Raw genomic sequence first — 17,741 nt, 5'->3', positions numbered from 1 at the left:
AATAGGACTGGTTCCAGGAGTTATTAGAATGAGGTTCATATCCATTAAAATATAACATTTGAAAAGGAGTGCTTATTAATGAGTTTAGAGAACTTTGAGTTCAGCTTTACAGAAAACGATGAAGGCTTCACAGTGACCCTCAAGGGCAACAAAGAGAAACTAAGAGGGAAATTAGAAGCCTTTGAAGCCTTCTTGAATTTCAGAGAGAAAGCTAAACAAGCCGGGTTCGAACATCCCGGCGGCGAATCCCCGATTCATCAGTTTTTTAAAGCAATGCATAAACATCATGCTCATCATGGCGGAGGGCATGGGCATTGCCAGCATGGACACCATGGACACCATGGACACCACGGAAATCCCCCCAAGAGTGAAACTACAGTAAGTCAGAGCGAGGAAAAGAAAACAGCAGAATAATCAGATGTCATAAAAAAGGTGAATGCCGACACAAAAGGCCTCTTCCCATTAATGTGGGAAAAGGCCTTTTTATATTCGCTCAATGTAGGTTAGTTTTTTGATTTCTTAATAAGAAACTCTTGCATGGCATGAATTGAATCATTGCTGATGACATGCTCAATTGCACAAGCGTCCTGATCTGCAATGGCTATGTCAACTTTTAGTATCTGGGTAAAAAACTGTTCGATGACTTGGTGTTTTTTTGATGTGAACTCTGCAAACTCACGTCCGGTAGGAGTTAGAAATATTTCCTTGTATTTTTCATTGATGATCAATCCTTTTTCTGAAAGGGTAGACATAGCACTGTTGGCGCTGGCCTTTGTGACCCCTAATCGTTCGGCAATATCTGAAATTCTTGCTCCTGTTCCGTCGGTTGAAAGTTCATATATCGCTTCTAAATAGTTTTCCATAGCAAATGTTAACTTTCCCATTAAACATTCTCCTTTAAGAGTATGAGCTACTATTATAGTTTTTCATATTTCTTTATAAAAATCAACCGTAAGCTATAGGATAACTTTTTGCTAAAAGTGAGTTTTTTTCGCTCTTGAAAAATCCGAATACCGTGTATGCTTATAATGTATCTTGACAAATAATTAAGCAGACCATAAAATGTTAGACAGATCTAACAATTTGCACCTTAATAACGATAAAGTAAGCCTACTCTAACAAATTTATGAGTATATTACTAATCCTTGAATGCAAGATTTAGTAGCTTTGTTCGACTAAAAGTAACCCTATTTTACCAGTGCTAAAGCAAAAAGATTGGAAAATGAATAATGACTATAGTTATCCAGAAAGGAGTTGCCATGTGAATAATGTTCATGAGTTTCGCTCAAGAGTAATTTATGAGTTTTACCTTGCCCTTCAGGTGATGAGTATTTTTGGTATCATTCTTCTTTATAAATATTTCTTTCAAAACGAGTTTACATATAGCCTGATTTTTGTAATTGTATATACATCATTTGTTATTGTCAAAGTAGGGATATTCGTGCACAAGGTTTATTTTAAGGGGGCAGAGGACTACTTTCCAGTTGCTTGGAGTATCTTTCTTGATGGTATTTTCCTTTGCTTTTTCTTATATTTAGCCCGGGATTTTTTTTATATTCTTTCGCATTTGTTCTATATATATCTCGTGTTAATTACTATGATTTCTAATCGCAAACTCACCAAGGTTTGTAGTTATTTCACAGCCATGTGTTATGTAGTTCTGGTGATTATTCAGGAGGATCTGACAGCATTAGCTTCCTTAGATGTGGTTGTGCATATCTTGTTGTTTTATTTATTGGGACATATCATGTCTACTATGGTTGACGAGATTAATAAATTGGAAAACAAAATGTGCTACATGTATGATGATCTGGAACATAAAAACCATATGCTCAACGAAATGGTCAGTAAAGATTTTTTAACCAATCTAAATAATCACAAGACTTTTTACATTTATTACAAGGATATTATTCTTCGTTCCTGTAAGTCTAAAAGTGCTTTCAGTCTTGCTATCTTGGATATTGATGATTTCAAGAAAATTAATGATACTTATGGGCATTTAGCGGGAGATAAGATCTTACAAGAAATTTCCTGCTTAATTCAAGCTAACATTAGAAAAACTGACGTTGCTGCCAGATATGGCGGAGAAGAATTTGCTATCATATTTCCAGATACTTTGTCAAAAGACAGTGCCGAGATTTGTGAAAGGATTAGAAATACTATTGCTGCCCATGTTTTTAGTATCGATAATCAAGCGATTACTGTAACCATTAGTGGGGGAGTAGCTGGAGGGGTTTGCCTAGATCCGTATTATAAGCGCAATATACTCTTTAATTTTGTTGATCAACTATTATACCAGGCAAAATCAGAAGGGAAGAATCAGATTTTGTGCTCTCACGAATTGATTCTCATTACAGAATAATTGTCATACAAGACAGAGAACCAGGACACGGACGATCCTCGTTATAATCAATACACTTCATAAGCTCGTTTAAGCTGAATGTAGGAATTAATACCCTCAGGCTAGCTTACTCTTAAAATATTTAAAACCATCTCAGAAGCCAAGACAAAAATCTATAATTGGATATTGACTTTCATTATCAATGAGGATAAAATTAGACTACTAAAACAAACTCAAATAGTGTTAATAAGGCGGATCAGCAAGTCGTGTACTTAGTCTAATCTGACTTACGAAGGAGATGAGCATGATGTCTTTATCGAGAGGAAAGTTAAATACAGCTTATACAGTGAATAGCGTTAATACTAATCATGAAGATATTCGTGAATTCTTATTTACGCTAGGCTGTTATCCCGGCGAAAAAGTTACAATTATTTCAAAACTAGCATCTAATTATATAATAACCATCAAAGATGCCAGGTATAGCATAGATGAGGATTTGGCACAGGCTATTATGGTATAAATATGAATAAATATATTTAAATTATGTTTAGATATATTTATTCATTGTATCTTTACTATAAGCAAACTATTAATAAAAAGTTAGATTAGACTAACTATTAAAGGAGGAACTCATGAAAATTGCTTTAGCCGGAAACCCTAATAGTGGAAAAACTACCTTGTTTAATGCTATTACAGGTAAAATCGAGCATGTAGGAAACTGGGCCGGGGTCACCGTGGAGAAAAAAGAAGGGGACGTTAAACAGAATCTTAACCCCAGGAACGAAGACTTGGTTGTGGTGGACTTACCCGGTGCTTACTCAATGTCACCTTACACTAGTGAAGAGTCGATAACCAGAGACTTTGTGCAAAACGAAAAACCAGATGTTATCATTAACATAGTTGACTCGACCAATTTAAGCAGAAGCTTGTTCTTTACTACACAATTGCTGGAACTGGGTATTCCCGTCGTTGTTGCCTTAAATAAAGGTGATTTGACAGAGAAAAAAGGCAACACTATCGATATACCGGCGTTGAGTGATGCACTTAAGTGTCCCGTGATTCTAACCGTATCGACAAAATCAACCAATAACGGTTTGCTTGAGCTGATGAATGCTGTAGTAGCTGTTGGTAAGTCCAATAAAAAGCAAATCCCTCCTAATATCGGCGGTGCAAAAAAAGCTTCAACCAAAGAAGAGTTTGAAAAAGCTGATAAAAAACGGTTTGCTTTTGTAAATAACATTGTAAGTGAAGTCGAGAGAAGAAAGGTAAGCTCGGAAAAGCAAACCATGCAAGATCAGATTGATAGGATTGTCGCTCACAAATGGTTAGGGATTCCCATTTTTGCAGCAATTATCTGGCTGGTGTTTTCCATTTCCCAGTCTTGGGTTGGACCGTGGTTAGCAGATACTTTTGTCGGCTGGATTGACTTATTGAATGAAAGTGTAGCCTCACTCTTAGGGGAAGATGTAAACCCGGTTGTTGCTGCCTTACTTCTGGATGGAATCATTGGCGGTGTAGGTGCGGTGATTGGATTCCTGCCCCTGATTATGGTATTGTTTTTCTGCTTAGCACTATTGGAAGACTGCGGCTATATGGCCCGGGTTGCTGTGGTTATGGACAGATTCTTTAAGAAAGTCGGCTTATCCGGCAAATCTATTATACCGATGATTGTAGGTACCGGCTGTGGCATCCCGGGAATTATGGCCACCAGAACTATTAAAAACGAAAGACAAAGACGTACCACTGCTATGTTAGCCCCCTTTATGCCTTGTGGTGCAAAACTCCCCATCATTGCTCTTTTCGCGGGTGTTTTCTTCGGGGATAATGCCTGGGTGGGAACTTCCATGTATTTCTTAGGAATAATTGTAATCATTATGAGTGCCTTGATTATCAGACGTATTACCGGAGATTTTTCCAAATCCTATTTTATTATGGAACTTCCGGAATACAGAATGCCAAGCATTAAGAGAGCAACCATTTCCATGCTCATGAGAGCTAAGGCGTTTATCATAAAAGCGGGAACAATTATTCTGGTTTGCAACGCTGTAGTACAAATATTACAAACCTTCGATTGGCAATTACAAGTCGTTGCCGAGACTGCTCCGGAGACAAGTATCTTAGCCAGCATTGCCTCACCTTTGGCAGTACTGTTTATTCCCCTGGGCTTCGGCCTCTGGCAGTTTGCTGCTGCAGCGGTAACAGGATTTATTGCTAAAGAAAACGTCGTTGGAACATTAGCTGTTTGCTTTAGTATAACAAACTTTATTGATGTTGAAGAATTGGCCCTTGTCGGCGGGAGCGCAGAAGTGAGCTCAATATTTGGAATTAGCGCCGTAGCTGCACTTGCTTATCTGGTATTTAATCTCTTTACACCTCCATGCTTCGCGGCGATAGGTGCCATGAACTCCGAAATGGAATCTCGCAAGTGGTTATTTGGTGCAGTAGCTTTCCAACTAGGAATGGGTTATACACTGGCTTTCCTAATCTATCAAATTGGTACTTTAGCAACTACAGGAACCTTTGGCGCAGGATTCTTGGGAGGACTCGCAGCTGTGGCTCTTATAGTCGGTTATGTTGTTTATTTGATGAGAAAGGGCGGTAATAGCGCACAAATGGCTGGCAAAATACAGTCGGTGAAAGCATGAGCACAGTTGATTTTATTGTAATAGCTGTAATAGCTGCAATTGTAGCCCTAGCCCTGTACAAAATTGTCAAAGATAAAAAGAAGGGCGTCAGGTGTTCTGGATGCAGTGGATGCAGCGGATGCTCCGATGATAAGCAACTTCAGATAGAAGATAAGAACCTTCTCTAAGGAATTAGAAATCAATGCTTGAGAAGATAGCAATTGAGTTAAGAAAAGTTCTTTGATTTTAGTAGTCAATATAGGCTGTTTGCCCATTTTAATGGGCAAACAGCCTATATAAATAATCTAATGCTTGGCAGAAATATTACATTAACATTCTATATTTTGAGGGGGTTTATTTTTTTGCTTGTTGATATGTAAAAATACTTGAATAAGGAGGTGGGAAAAGAAAAAATTTTAACCTTTTATTGATAATTATTATCAATATTAAAGATATTTTTTGATATGATAATTTTCAGTATACGCGAGTGCCACTAGGGTAACCCTACCTTTGAAGACATATGCGAGTTATTTTTTTACATAAAATCAGTCTTTGCTATTAAAAATAAGCAAATAACTTCTGAACAATTCATAGAAAACCCGTTAATGAAGCTAGAGGAGGGGCTGTTTACTCAACATAAGAGAGCAGAAAAGCATACTGAATGCTCCTGCCGTTTTTTTGCGGCCTTTCTACTTCATGAAATTAAAATAGATGTTATTATTACAGGTCATATCAGCGAAAAAGCTTCTCAACTTTTTGCACGGAGGGGTATCACTGTCCTTCCGGGAGTTAAAGGTAAAATTTACGAATTATTGCAGGAGTATGTTGCAAGAGTGGGATAACGGGGAATAATAAGTCAGCAGTTGACAGAGACAAATAAGGGGGTGAGTTCATGCTGAAATTTCTGGATAACTCAATTTGGTTCCCAATTTTAGTTTCTAACCTGCTGTTTTTACTTTTCCTCATGATCTTAATTTATAGCCTTGCTAAACCTATCTTTCGTCACTACATTAATAAAATTGGGGATTATATTATTGAAAGAATGCTCTCAGAGAAATACTCGCAAAACAATGCCGAGATTATTTCGTCATTAAAGCGAATATCTATTTTAAACATGATAGAGCTAAACTTAAGGGCTCAAGACGGAAAAGCTCTTAAACGACCTCTAGGATCTCCTAAACGCTTTCCCGGATATGACTTGCTAATGTTTTCTTCTCCGCTAATGTCAAAATTCTCTCTCCCGGAAAGCACTGGGATAGATATGAGTGTGAGGATTGGACCAAAGGCTGGAAAGCCGCTGCATATCCAGATTCCCCTGATGATAAGTGGCATGGCCTATGGTTTGGCTCTCAGCGAACAGGAAAGATTCGCTTTGGCAAAAGCGGCTAAGAGTACGGAGACAGCTATTTGTTCAGGAGAAGGCCCCCTGCTTCCCGAGGAACGGCAAGAGGCAGGAAAATATATTGTCCAAATTTCTCGCTGGCCATGGGGAGGAAGAACTGACGATGAGATAGCTTCAGCCGATATGCTAGAAGTTCAAATGGGACAAGGAGCTGAAATGGGAACCTTTATGGCAGAAGAGATTAAAGGAAAAGCACAGCAACTCGCAGGGTTAATTCCCGGTCAACTGGCAGCATCTCTGCCGGCCCCTCCCGGAGTTAATAGCCCTGAAGACTGGCCGATTTTCATGTCAACATTACGTAAAAAGGCTCAAGGTATCCCTATTGGCTTGAAACTAATGCCCACAGGACATTTAGAGGAAGATCTGGCCATTGCTCTTGATTTAGGATTCGACGCTATTGTTCTTGACGGTGCTCAAGGCGGAACTTGCGGCTCCACTCCCATTAAGCAAGATGATTTTGGCATACCCACGCTAAATGCTCTGGTACGTGCCAATCGTTTCTTTGAAGAGCGAGGGGTTCGTCAGGAAATCAGTCTAATCACTGCCGGGGGCTATTTTACTCCTGGGGAATGTCTGAAGGCCCTGGCTTTGGGTGCGGATGCTGTTTATCTGGGATCTGTTGTCTTAATGGCCTCAACCAGTAATCAAGTTGACAAAGTAACTCCCTTTGAACCCCCAACAACTATGACTTTCTACGATTCATCCCCTGTGACCCAGGAGCTTTGCGTAGAACAGGCGGCCACCAGTGTCGCTAATTTGCTAAAGTCTTTTGGAGAAGAAATGAAAGAGGGCTTGCGCGCCCTAGGTAAGGCTTCCTTAGAAGAACTAAGTCCTGAAGATTTGGTGGCCCTAGACACTTATACTGCAGAGGTTACTGGGGTGAGGAGGATTTATTAAAGTTTGAAGGCCTTGCTGGAGTGTTTGCTTAGATATTTATCTGAGGAAGTTGGAGGAATTTGCCAAATCATAAGAAGGGGTTTTAAGTGGCAGAGAACCCTATGGTCTCTTATGCTGTCAGAAGGGCTATAGATCAAACTTTTGATCGAAGCTCTTCGGCGAGGTCAAATCAAGTTTCAATTCTCTGAGATAAGTTTCATGCTCGCGTTTTTCCATTACATTGTAAGAGATTCCTATTTCAATCTCCAACTTCTTGAGATCTTTGATCCTTTCCACATGAAACTCTAGAAATTGATAGTCTTCATTAAGAATATAATTTGTATTATGGAGCTTCCTAAAGACCTTGAGGACTTTAGAAATGTCCTCGCCGAACACCTTGGCAGACTTATAGAAGTAATCCTTATTAGAAAAAAACTGGGTCTTAGCCACTCGCTGATCAAGATTTTGCTGGTAGATTTGAGCCGTATGCTTGTTTTCTAAAGAACAATACTGGACGCCGAGACTTAGTTTCTCATCGAGGATGAATTCCAGAAGCTGAAGACACTCTATTTCACTGCGGGAGATGGGCAGCCCGCCGGCATACCAGTAGTCATAGAGAACCCGATAGGGAGGATTTTTAATTTTAAAGTCGTTTTTCTGAAAAATCTCCACATTGTTTAGGGGGAAACAGAATTCCAAGAGGTTAATTCCAAATATACCCAGGGAATCCAACTTTACAAGTAAGTCTTTCATGACCTCTAAGGTTCCGGGGATGACGGGCATTTCCACCATTACAGCGGGGATAAAGTTCTTGGCTAAGGACATCTTGGCCAAGATATCCTCCTTTAAGCTTTGCGGATCATCTACTTTAATACTAAAACGGATCTCGTCAAGATGAGTTTCTTGAAGGTCCTTTAGAAGAGTCTCATCAATTAAATCTCCGGATGTGTATAAACGAGTATAAACCCGGGGGAATTTTTCCTTGGCTCGCCGAAAGAATTCGACAGTTTCAGGCTTGTGGAGCAAGGGCTCACCGCCGGTTAGTCCCAAGTGGGCCAGTTTGCCGCCCTGCTGATGGAGGGAGTCCAGTTCTTCCAGGCAGCTTCGCTTATGTTGCGAAAACTCCTCGTAATTATCTTGGTTTTCGTTAAAGCAAAAATAACAATCACGGTGACACATCAAGGAAATAAATAAAGAGATGCTGCCTACCCCTTTTTGACAGGCAACGCAAGCAGGAGATATCTGGTTAACATAGATACTTTTATTATCATTTCTAAACAAGGCCCCTTTAGTGTGGAGACTTTTGAGGAGTGCTGCCGTTTCTCCGGAAAGGTCTTCATCCAGGATTAGTCCTGTCTGGTTAGCCCAGTCCTTAAATCGATCTGCGATTGTAAGATAGATTTGCCCATATTCTTTGAGAGCAGGGTTTTTTACTCTTGTCAGTTGTTCCGGAGATAAATTTATGAGCATTCTACAAGCCCCTCTCGTGTTTAGCTGGTTATTCTGAGATTCACTACACAGGCAATAATTGCTGCAAAATAATAGACAGCCTCTGAAGATTTACGAAATGTGAAGTATGCTTAATGCCCATGGAAGTGGTGAATATCCACAAAGGGCAAATCGCAGCGCGTGATTTTGGCTTCTCTTTGGTCTTTGGATTTCAGATTGCAAATAAGATTCAAGATGAAAATTCCGAGACCTGCACCCAAATAGAGCAAAGCCGCCATTAAGGATGGCGGTATTTCGGCAAGCAATAGTTTAGAAAAGGGTGCACTGATGCTGAAGAGAACTGCCGCCAAAACTCCCGGAAAAATCCCTTAGTTTGTTGCTTTCAAGTGACAATCTCCCCAGAATTATTCTGTGTTATAGTTCGTAACAGCTGTACAATAATTTCCCCCGGGAGGATATTTTATAGTATATCGTTAATATTTCTAAATTACAATTTTCAGTGGCGACTGATCCGAGAGGGAGGGCGCAGCTAATTTGCATGGTTTTGAAAAATAGGACATCCCTGGAAGGAAAGGCAGAAAGCTTGGCGAAATAAGAATGGAGGATTTCAAACAGAGTCCGTTTTCCGGTTGAGTAGGGAGGTGAACCGGGAAAATATGATGAGTTTTATTGATAGCTATTATGACTACATCATGAAGAAGTATGGCTGCCAAACATACGATCAGCTGTTAGGGAAAAGTTACCTTTTAGGAGATGGCTGCCGAGAGGGCAATATTGAACGAATGAACATAGAAAATGGACTGGAGATCTCGAATATTTTAATTAACGGAACAATAGATCTGGATTTCCAGAATCAAAGGTGCCCTGAGGTAATTATTGAGGTGGGTTATTGTTATTCAGGATCTGCTCGAATCCGAGCTTTACCCTCTGACCGGGAGTATGAAATAAAATGCGGTGAAATATTTGTCTATAATATGGTCAACGACGAGGAGCGCTTTATCTTTGAGTATAAAGATGCCAGCTTTATCTCAATTCATATAAATTTTGACCTGATCAACAATGCTGTCAATCCCATTTGGGAAGCGAGAATCATTGATGAATGGCAAACAATGATGAGAAATCTGTTTACAAATGAAATTTTAATCATTAGAAAAATTAGTTATAATCTTAAAATAATTGCCGAAGAAATTAAACAGATCCAGAGAAATAATATGTTGGGATATTTTAAGCTCAAATTAAAGGTGTTGGAGTTTATTGCGGTCTTTTTTGAAGATAAGTGGTATGAACAGAAACTTAGCAAGCAAGCACAGAATGACGAAATTATTAAAAAAGCTGAGGAAATAATCCATAGCAATTTAGAAAATCCTCCTCTGATCCGAGACTTGGCCGAGCAGCTCAATACAAGCGTCTATAAACTGCAAGTGGGCTTCAAACGATTAACCGGAGAGACGGTTCACGATTACATCAAAATCCTCAGATTAGAGAAGGCCAAATATTACCTGGTTCATACGGATAAGTCGATAATTGACATCTGTAATGAAATTGGCTATGAAAATGCCAGCAAGTTTGCCAAGCTTTTTAAACACCACAATGGGGTTGCCCCCTTGAGATACAGAAAAACCAAGAAAAGCAAACAGCAATAGTGACAGCGTACAGGGCTGCTCATTAAGGATCTTATTATAAGAAATGCTCCAAAGATTAGTAATTTAATTTTTGGAGCATTTTTATTGCCTTTTTGGAGCGGTAATGATAATCGTTATCATATAAACTGAGTATAGTTATTCAATCTGTTGAAAGAAGTTTCAGAAATACTGATGTGGAGGGGGGACTACTCTCTCGTGCTGTGAAGGCTAAGGAGTGAAGGAAAGGAGATGGTTGGCGAGAGCCAAGTTTTCTTCAGAGATAAAATATTTGAGAGTGAGGTTAGATAGATGGATAAGGGAAAAACCAAATCCGGAAAGCATAAGAGTGGAATTGCCAGGCTCCTGGAGCTGGCCGCGACAAAGAAGCCTTTAATAATTGGGGCAGGAATCTTTGCGGCCTTGGCCTCTGTTGCTTCCTTTGTACCCTTTATCGCAATTTTTTATATTGTCGGGGAGATTATCAGTGTTTATCCGGATTTTACAAGTCTTGATGCAGCAAAGACAACCGGCTTGGGGTGGATCGCTTTTGGCGGGGTGTTAGGCAATGTATTGCTTTATTTTATAGCCTTAATGTGTTCTCATTTGGCTGCTTTTGGCACTCTGTATGAGCTGAAGCTGAACTTTGCTTCCCATATTGCCAAATTACCCTTGGGCTTTCATCTGAACTATGGGAGCGGCAAACTGCGCAAGGTCATGGATGAAAACATCGAGAAGATCGAAGGCTTTATTGCTCATCAGTTTCCGGATCTGGTGGCCTCTATCATGGCACCGGTGGTTATGGTGGGAATTCTGCTTTTGTTCGATTGGCGCTTTGGTTTGGCAGCTTTGGTGGGGATTGTACTGGCCTTTATTGTGGAATTTAAGGCCTACGGTAATGACGGGGCCAAAACTATGATGAATAAATATCAGTCAACACTGGAAGAAATGAACAATGCCTCAGTGGAATACATTCGAGGGATTTCAGTGGTTAAGGCTTTCAAGCAAACGGTCTATTCTTTCCGCAGGCTGCATGAAACCATTAGAGCCTATACCTCTTTCGTCCTGCCCTATACCTTAAGCTGGGAGAACTACATGTCCGGGTTTTCCACTCTTGTCAATAATATTTATCTTTTCATCATTCCGGTAGGAATCTGGATTGGCTTAGGTACCGGGGATTATGCAGCTTATGCCCTGACCTTTATCTTCTACCTCTTATTTGTCCCGTCTATTTCCTCGGTGATGATGAAGATCATGTATGTTTCCAGCAGCGGGATGCAGATTTCCGGCGGGATAGAACGAATGGACGAAGTTTTGCTTCAGCGAGCATGTCTTAAGCCACATTATTCCCCAGCTTTTAGCCAACGCCATCTCCATAACCCTTATTTGTCTGATCCTGACCCTCTTTGATTGGAGATTGGCCTTGACGGTTTTCTGTACCGTCCCCATTGCCTTTTTGATTATTCTCTACAGCAGAAAGTTCCAGAAAAAAATCAGTGAAAAGCACGTCGAAGCCAAATTGACGGCCTCCGATCAAATACAGGAATACTTGGAGGGCATTAAAGTGATTAAATCCTGTGGACTCCATGGCCCCAAATTCACTGGCTTAGAGAAAGCCCTGAGCTTAATGAAGCAAATGGCCATAAAATTGGAGTTTGGAACGGGGGTGTTTGTAGCCGGTGCTCAAATTGTCGTCCAGGCGGGAGTAGGACTTACGGTTTTTGTAGGGACTTATCTGTTGACCGGTGGGAAAATTGAATTGATCCCCTTACTGATGTTCTTTTTGATTGTGGTGAGAATCTATGGGCCCATCCTCACCGAACTGACCCTTCTTCCTGAGCTTCTGTATATGCAGATATCCACAGGACGTATGCGAACGCTGTTTTCCACGCCCATTATGGAGGGGGATGCGACAAGAGAAATTCAGGACTACAATATCGACCTGGAAAATGTATCCTTTAGCTATACCGGTGAGCTTTCCTTAGAGGAAGGGGTTATTAACAATCTGACCCTCTCCATTCCGGCCAATGGGATCACGGCTTTGGTAGGGCCTTCCGGGAGCGGTAAGAGTACCCTGTCTAAGCTGATTGCTCGATTCTGGGATGTTGACCGAGGGGCGGTGAAAATAGGTGGTATTGATGTCAAGACTCTGGACCCGGAACATTTGATGAGTTATATGTCCTTTGTCTTTCAGGACGTAGTGTTGTTTAACGATACTATCTACAACAATATTCGCATTGGTAAGTTAGATGCTTCTGAAGAAGAGGTTAGAACAGCAGCTCAGGCAGCCTGCTGCGATGAATTCGTCAGCGGACTGCCGGAAGGATATCAGACAATCCTTGGAGAAAACGGCAGTACTCTTTCCGGAGGAGAGAGACAGAGAATTTCAATCGCCCGGGCATTGCTCAAAAATGCACCCATTGTTCTTTTGGATGAAGCAACGGCTTCTTTAGATCCTGAAAATGAGGTCTTGATCCAGCAGGCCATTTCCCGGCTCATCCAAGGCAAAACTGTTATCGTTATCGCTCATCGTTTAAGAACCATAGCCGGCGCAGATAAAATCATTGTCCTGGATCAGGGCAGGGCTGTGGAGGAAGGAACTCATGAAGAGCTGCTGGCCGGAAAGGGATTGTATGAGAAGCTTTACAGCATTCAGCAGCAAAGTTTGGGCTGGAGTGTCTAAGTACCAGAATGACTGGATTGTTTTGCTAACCTTTCGAGGATTAATATGCTATAATAAAGTTAGAGTAACCTAACTTTATTATAGCAAGCAAAGTAATTCAAAGGACAGGAGAAAAACATATGAGTATTAAGCAACATCAGTCGCCGAATTGTTCCAGTCATAGCTGCAGCTGCCACAGCCATTCTTCCGATTCAGAAAAAGACTGCTCTCATGCTCACGCCCCTCTGACCTTCACCAAAGAGGAAATAGCGGTTTTGCAGGGTCTTGTGCGGAACAGTTACTTGCCCGTCAGCCGCTTTGTCATGAGTAGTAGTAAAGAGAAAGAGGCCAGGTTTGCTTCTCTCGCACCGGTGTATATAAATGCTTTTGATGACAGCATGGAAAAGGTGAAAGAGATCGGAGGGGTTTTGTCAGGGCTTGAGAAAAAACGGCTTATCTCTCTCGACTATGATATTCCCCTCCAGGACTATGACTACACACAACATACAAACTCGGTTCTTTTTGCCTACTTCACTGAAACGGTTAATGAGGGAAAGAAAACGCCAAGCTTTCTTTGCGATACTGCAGAAATTGAGCTTGGCAGCATAGCCCTCACTGAGTTGGGGGAGAAAGTCTGGGCCCAGATTAGGCATGAATATGACTTTGCTGATAAAGCAAATTTGTAATGGTGTGATTGAATTTCATTAATCGAATATCGTGACCAGTGCTTGCTGAGCGGCAAGAGTAGATTGAGGTACTTATCCTAGAGGTTGGTTAGTTTGCTAATCAACCTCTAGGATTTTTTATGGATGAATGACTATTTTCGGTGAAGAAAATCAGATCCATAAGGCTTTAATTTGTAGAATTGGAAGGTATGTGCAGGCAAGATGTGGAATTACAAAGGTGATGTTTATGATTAAGAAGAAAGAAGGATGGTCAATGTTTTTATTTCCTGCATTCGTAACACCGCCCACGGTAACCATCTTACTATATTTGTTGACTCTCCCTACTATTGTAATAGTTTTGCTAATATGGTTTGTAAGAAAGATGAACAGAATTGATAATACTCTTTGTGAAATCTTAGAGGAGTTAAGATTAAGTAAAAAAGATAAAGAATAATATCTGGTGCTGTGAGGCACTCGCAGGTAATTGTGTGTAGTAGCGGGGGGAAATATGTGTCTAGTTCTAGTTATTTTTATGTGGCAATTTTATGTGCTGTAAACTTATACATAATGGTTCGTGAAATTTACAGTTTCAGTAAAGGGAAATATTACTCCTACTTCAACTGGAACAAAACAGACAGTTTTAGGAAAAAAGTGCTGGATATTTGTTTGCTTATTGTGATTTGGGTCTGTATTTATAATTTGCCGCCTGAAACTATGCCTAATTTTCTTCCGGCATTCATTCTTATAGCGCTTTGCTTGGTATTTAGTACTTTAAATTATTTATCCTATGTAAAAATTCGAGATTCTAAGATTTTTATTCATACTCTTATCTTGGATATCTTGGTTATAGCCCTTTTTCTAATAATTGAATTGATGTAAATTTACAGATCAGAGGTTCAGTGGTGAAAAATTTGGACAAACATGAGTCGAATGATTTAGAAGGTAAATTAGCCTAGGCAGTCTTTCATAAAGGAGGAGAGATTTTGGCAGAGGACGATGTAATCAAGCAGGAAGTGGCCGCAATACAAGTAAGACAAATGGGAAGAATGATGGCTTCTTTATTTTATCATATGACTAAAGAAGTTCTTAGTGAGCTGGGTGAGGAGCGAGGCACAGAACTAGTAAGCAGAGCCATAAAAGCCTTTGGCTCCGAACGTGGGAATCAACACAAAGAACACATTCTGGCAGAGGGAATCGAACATCTACCGGAAAACTATGTAGAACTGGCAGACCTACCCTGGCTAGGGTGGGATATCGAGAAGGCAGAACCTGAGGAAAACAAGACCCACATCAAAATTACCCACTGTCCCTTAGCTGAATATTGGAAGGAAAAGGGGGTTCAAAAGATAGGTCGTATTTATTGTTCCGTTGACCAGGCGAAGTATGAATCTTTCCACCCTAGCAGTGAGTATGTCCACCTCAAAAATGTGCTTGATGGCGACGAATATTGCGAAATGGTTTGTCGAAGAAAAAATACTGATAGTTTGCTTAACCTAAATCAAATTAAAGACGATTGCCGAAAAAACTTAATTCCCTACACCCTCAAAGCCTTTTCTATGATTCCGGCAATTGATCAGCCCCTAATTCTGGACATGGGATGCGGAACCGGTGTACCATCTTTAGCTTTGGCGGAAATTTACTTCGGAAGCATTTGGGCAGTTGATTCTGATTCCGAAAGTTTAGAATGGTTAAAGCAGAAAGTAGAGGTCTTAAACTTTAGTCATCGAGTAAAAATCAGCCAAGCGTCTTTATTCGATGTCCATCTGCCTGTCGGTTCCTTCGATATCGTTTTAGCAGAAGGCCTGCTTAATGTAGTAGGTTTTGAAAAGGGCTTGCCGGTTTTGGTCGATTTTCTCAAACCCGGGGGACATCTCATCATTCATGATGAATTGAAGGATGATCCGGAGAAACAAAGGATTTTTGCCAGACATGATTTAGAACTGCTCCAGGCATTTGAGTTGGATGAAAATGTGTGGTGGCAGGATTATTATGCTTACCTTGAGAAATCAATTCAGCTAGCCAAGAATGCTTCACTTTTTGAAAACGAAAGGAAAGAAATCGCTGAAATTAAAAAGTACCCTGAAAAGTTTCGCTCAATTTATTATGTTTTGCAAAAACATCCCCAAAGTGGAGAGTGATAATCCCTCTTGACAGGAATATGTGAGGTTAGATAAAAGGTCCTTTCCTTTATTATGAGGAAAGGACCTTTTATCGATTGACCCTGAGAAAAGCTTAACCGGGAATTACTGCGGGAACATATACTCTTTGGGCCAGTTCGTTGTCGATCATAAACAGTCCGGCACCATCCCCCTTGATAAGCTTGAGTTTATTTAAAACCCGACTCACATTTTCCTCTTCTTCCGCCTGTTCAGTAATAAACCACTGGACGAAAATTTCTGTAGTATGGTCTCTGACTTCTCGGGCTATGTCCATGAGAGAGTAGATTGATTGAGTCACGGTTTGCTCATGGGCTAAGGTTAATTCGAATACCTCTAGAGGATCGGAAAATTCGCTTTGTGGTTTTTGTATCTCAGCAAAGGTGAGCTTTCCGCCAATTTTATTGATGTAATTGAAAAAACCCAGAGCATGATCTCGTTCTTCTTGAACTTGGACACGGAAAAAATTTGCGAATCCATCCAGGTTAAGTGATGAGAAATAAGCTTGCATGGCGAGATAAAAATAAGCTGAAAAGAGTTCTTTGTTTACTTGGTCATTAAGAGCTTTAACCATCGTTTCGTTATTCAATATTTACCACCTGCCTTTTCCTATAGAATTAGCGATTTTTGTTGATATATACATTCTAGAATTATGATCAGTTGGAGAACGAGCCTTACCTTCGTAAGCCCGGCCACATATTGTGTAATTAAAGTTACATGCCCCGACAGTGACGGCAATCCAAATTCGACACTGGTGACGAATTTGACCTGAACTCAGGCGCTCATCTTCCTTGGGATCTCGCCTTTTTTTATTCATGTCCTTAGAACAGAGGAAGAAGAGAAAAAAGCGAGTTGAGTTCCAAACAAGTCATGGTCTCTGTGATAAACCATTGGGCAAATTTCTGAAGTGTAATCTCAGAATTATAGTCATCGCGGTACCCGAGAATTATTTGCATAGGTCCTTGCATCTAACGGATATAAAAATCAAGTAATGAAAAAAATAGTCTGGAGATAAGAAACTTGATCTTTTTATCAATCAGAAATTAAAGGAGGCCTAAAATGAATGTTATCGAGATTAATGGTCTAACCAAGTATTACGGAAAAGAACGCGGAATTATTGATATTAATTTTAATGTAGAGGAGAAAGAGATCTTTGGCTTTATTGGCCCTAACGGTGCGGGAAAGTCAACGACTCTTCGTACTTTATTGGCCCTTATTTACCCCACGAGTGGTGGTGCCAAAATATTTGGGAAGGACTGTATTAAACATGGCCCGGAAATAAAAAAAGAAATTGGCTACTTACCCTCCGAGGTATTCTATTATGACAAAATGAATGTCATTGATCTCTTAAACTATTCGGCAAGTTTCTATAAAAAGAATTGTAGTAAAAGAATAAAAGAGTTAGCTGAAATCATGGATCTCAATCTTAACAAAAGGATTGACGACTTATCCTTTGGCAATAAAAAGAAAGTTGGCATCGTGCAAGGGCTCCTCCATGAGCCGAAACTAATAATACTTGATGAGCCGACAAGTGGTCTGGATCCTCTTATGCAACAAAGGTTCTTCGAACTATTACAAGAGGAAAACAGAAAGGGTTCAACCATTTTGTTTTCTTCTCATATATTAGGTGAGGTTCAGAGAATGTGTAATCGGGTTGCCATTATCAAGGAAGGGAAAATCATCCAGCTGGAAAAGATTAGTGCTTTGCAAGAAAATAACTATAAAAAAATTAGAGTTCAATTAACGGCTGCTTTAGAGCAGAATTATTTTAATATCGAAGGAGTGAGTAATTTAGAGGCAAATGGGAATGTCATCAGTTTTTTATTCAGAGGGAATATAAATTTGATGATGAAAAAACTTTCGGAAATCGAGATAGCCAATGTCTGGGTCGAGGAACCTGATCTTGAAGAAATCTTTTTGCATTTCTATGAAAAAGGGGCCTAAGAG

Annotated in this window: 16 protein-coding genes and 1 pseudogene; 14 read left to right on the top strand and 3 right to left on the bottom strand. The window is 40.2% G+C overall.

Annotation, left to right across the window (positions count from 1 at the left end):
- The first annotated feature begins 78 nt into the window (after window positions 1–78).
- A complete protein-coding gene (locus BLS16_RS23765; protein ID WP_092334751.1) occupies window positions 79–414 on the top strand; it encodes a hypothetical protein in 336 nt (111 codons plus the stop codon).
- A gap of 89 nt (window positions 415–503) precedes the next feature.
- Here the strand turns inward: BLS16_RS23765 and BLS16_RS16390 are convergent, their stop codons facing one another.
- Complete coding sequence (locus BLS16_RS16390; RefSeq protein ID WP_092334750.1) at window positions 504–884, bottom strand: metal-dependent transcriptional regulator; 381 nt, start codon at window positions 882–884, stop codon at window positions 504–506.
- A 377-nt stretch (window positions 885–1,261) separates the two neighbouring features.
- Here BLS16_RS16390 and BLS16_RS16385 point away from each other — a divergent pair, with 377 nt between their 5' ends.
- The 6 genes from BLS16_RS16385 to BLS16_RS16360 all read left to right on the top strand — a co-directional run bounded on the left by BLS16_RS16385 (window position 1,262) and on the right by BLS16_RS16360 (window position 7,264).
- Window positions 1,262–2,362, top strand: a complete 1,101-nt coding sequence (locus BLS16_RS16385) for a GGDEF domain-containing protein (RefSeq protein WP_176786207.1) — start codon at window positions 1,262–1,264, stop codon at window positions 2,360–2,362.
- 283 nt (window positions 2,363–2,645) lie between these two features.
- The gene (locus BLS16_RS16380) at window positions 2,646–2,861 is read left to right on the top strand and encodes a FeoA family protein (RefSeq protein WP_092334748.1); all 216 of its coding nucleotides are present in this window, start codon (window positions 2,646–2,648) and stop codon (window positions 2,859–2,861) included.
- Between the two features lie 112 nt (window positions 2,862–2,973).
- The gene (gene feoB, locus BLS16_RS16375; RefSeq protein WP_092334747.1) at window positions 2,974–4,986 is read left to right on the top strand and encodes a ferrous iron transporter B; all 2,013 of its coding nucleotides are present in this window, start codon (window positions 2,974–2,976) and stop codon (window positions 4,984–4,986) included.
- Entirely contained in the window at window positions 4,983–5,153 is a 171-nt protein-coding gene (locus tag BLS16_RS16370) for a FeoB-associated Cys-rich membrane protein (protein ID WP_092334746.1), read from the top strand. Before feoB ends, BLS16_RS16370 begins: the two co-directional genes overlap by 4 nt.
- Before the next feature lie 417 nt (window positions 5,154–5,570).
- A complete protein-coding gene (locus BLS16_RS16365) occupies window positions 5,571–5,807 on the top strand; it encodes a NifB/NifX family molybdenum-iron cluster-binding protein (protein WP_092334745.1) in 237 nt (78 codons plus the stop codon).
- Window positions 5,808–5,857: 50 nt separating this feature from the next.
- Window positions 5,858–7,264, top strand: coding sequence for an FMN-binding glutamate synthase family protein (locus BLS16_RS16360; RefSeq protein ID WP_092334744.1), 1,407 nt, complete (start codon window positions 5,858–5,860; stop codon window positions 7,262–7,264).
- Window positions 7,265–7,390: 126 nt separating this feature from the next.
- Here BLS16_RS16360 and BLS16_RS16355 read toward each other — a convergent pair whose 3' ends face one another.
- Window positions 7,391–8,713 carry a radical SAM protein gene (locus BLS16_RS16355; protein ID WP_092334743.1) on the bottom strand — a complete coding sequence of 441 codons (1,323 nt, stop codon included), beginning with the start codon at window positions 8,711–8,713 and terminating at the stop codon, window positions 7,391–7,393.
- Window positions 8,714–9,348: 635 nt separating this feature from the next.
- Here BLS16_RS16355 and BLS16_RS16350 point away from each other — a divergent pair.
- From BLS16_RS16350 to BLS16_RS16320, 6 genes and pseudogenes are all read left to right on the top strand, one after another.
- A complete protein-coding gene (locus tag BLS16_RS16350) occupies window positions 9,349–10,335 on the top strand; it encodes a helix-turn-helix domain-containing protein (RefSeq protein ID WP_092334742.1) in 987 nt (328 codons plus the stop codon).
- A gap of 288 nt (window positions 10,336–10,623) precedes the next feature.
- A complete protein-coding gene (locus BLS16_RS16345) occupies window positions 10,624–11,721 on the top strand; it encodes an ABC transporter transmembrane domain-containing protein (protein ID WP_242876334.1) in 1,098 nt (365 codons plus the stop codon).
- Window positions 11,633–12,994 (top strand): annotated as a pseudogene (locus BLS16_RS16340) (ABC transporter ATP-binding protein); the annotation flags it as partial. The gene BLS16_RS16345 and the pseudogene BLS16_RS16340, both read left to right, overlap by 89 nt.
- A gap of 119 nt (window positions 12,995–13,113) precedes the next feature.
- Window positions 13,114–13,659 carry a hypothetical protein gene (locus BLS16_RS16335; RefSeq protein ID WP_092334741.1) on the top strand — a complete coding sequence of 182 codons (546 nt, stop codon included), beginning with the start codon at window positions 13,114–13,116 and terminating at the stop codon, window positions 13,657–13,659.
- Between the two features lie 127 nt (window positions 13,660–13,786).
- Entirely contained in the window at window positions 13,787–14,092 is a 306-nt protein-coding gene (locus BLS16_RS24365; protein WP_242876333.1) for a hypothetical protein, read from the top strand.
- Between the two features lie 529 nt (window positions 14,093–14,621).
- On the top strand, window positions 14,622–15,776 hold the full coding sequence (locus BLS16_RS16320; RefSeq protein ID WP_092334739.1) for an L-2-amino-thiazoline-4-carboxylic acid hydrolase: 1,155 nt from the start codon (window positions 14,622–14,624) through the stop codon (window positions 15,774–15,776).
- A 94-nt stretch (window positions 15,777–15,870) separates the two neighbouring features.
- Here the strand turns inward: BLS16_RS16320 and BLS16_RS16315 are convergent, their stop codons facing one another.
- Window positions 15,871–16,383 (bottom strand): ferritin, encoded by a 513-nt coding sequence (locus BLS16_RS16315; protein WP_092334738.1) that lies wholly within the window; start codon window positions 16,381–16,383, stop codon window positions 15,871–15,873.
- A gap of 470 nt (window positions 16,384–16,853) precedes the next feature.
- On the opposite strand from BLS16_RS16315, the gene BLS16_RS16310 reads away from it, so the two are divergent.
- Complete coding sequence (locus tag BLS16_RS16310) at window positions 16,854–17,738, top strand: ABC transporter ATP-binding protein (RefSeq protein ID WP_092334737.1); 885 nt, start codon at window positions 16,854–16,856, stop codon at window positions 17,736–17,738.
- Window positions 17,739–17,741 lie beyond the last annotated feature (3 nt).

This window comes from Desulfosporosinus hippei DSM 8344, assembly GCF_900100785.1.
In the GTDB taxonomy this organism is placed as follows: domain Bacteria; phylum Bacillota; class Desulfitobacteriia; order Desulfitobacteriales; family Desulfitobacteriaceae; genus Desulfosporosinus; species Desulfosporosinus hippei.
This window is presented reverse-complemented; position numbering and strand designations above follow the sequence as displayed.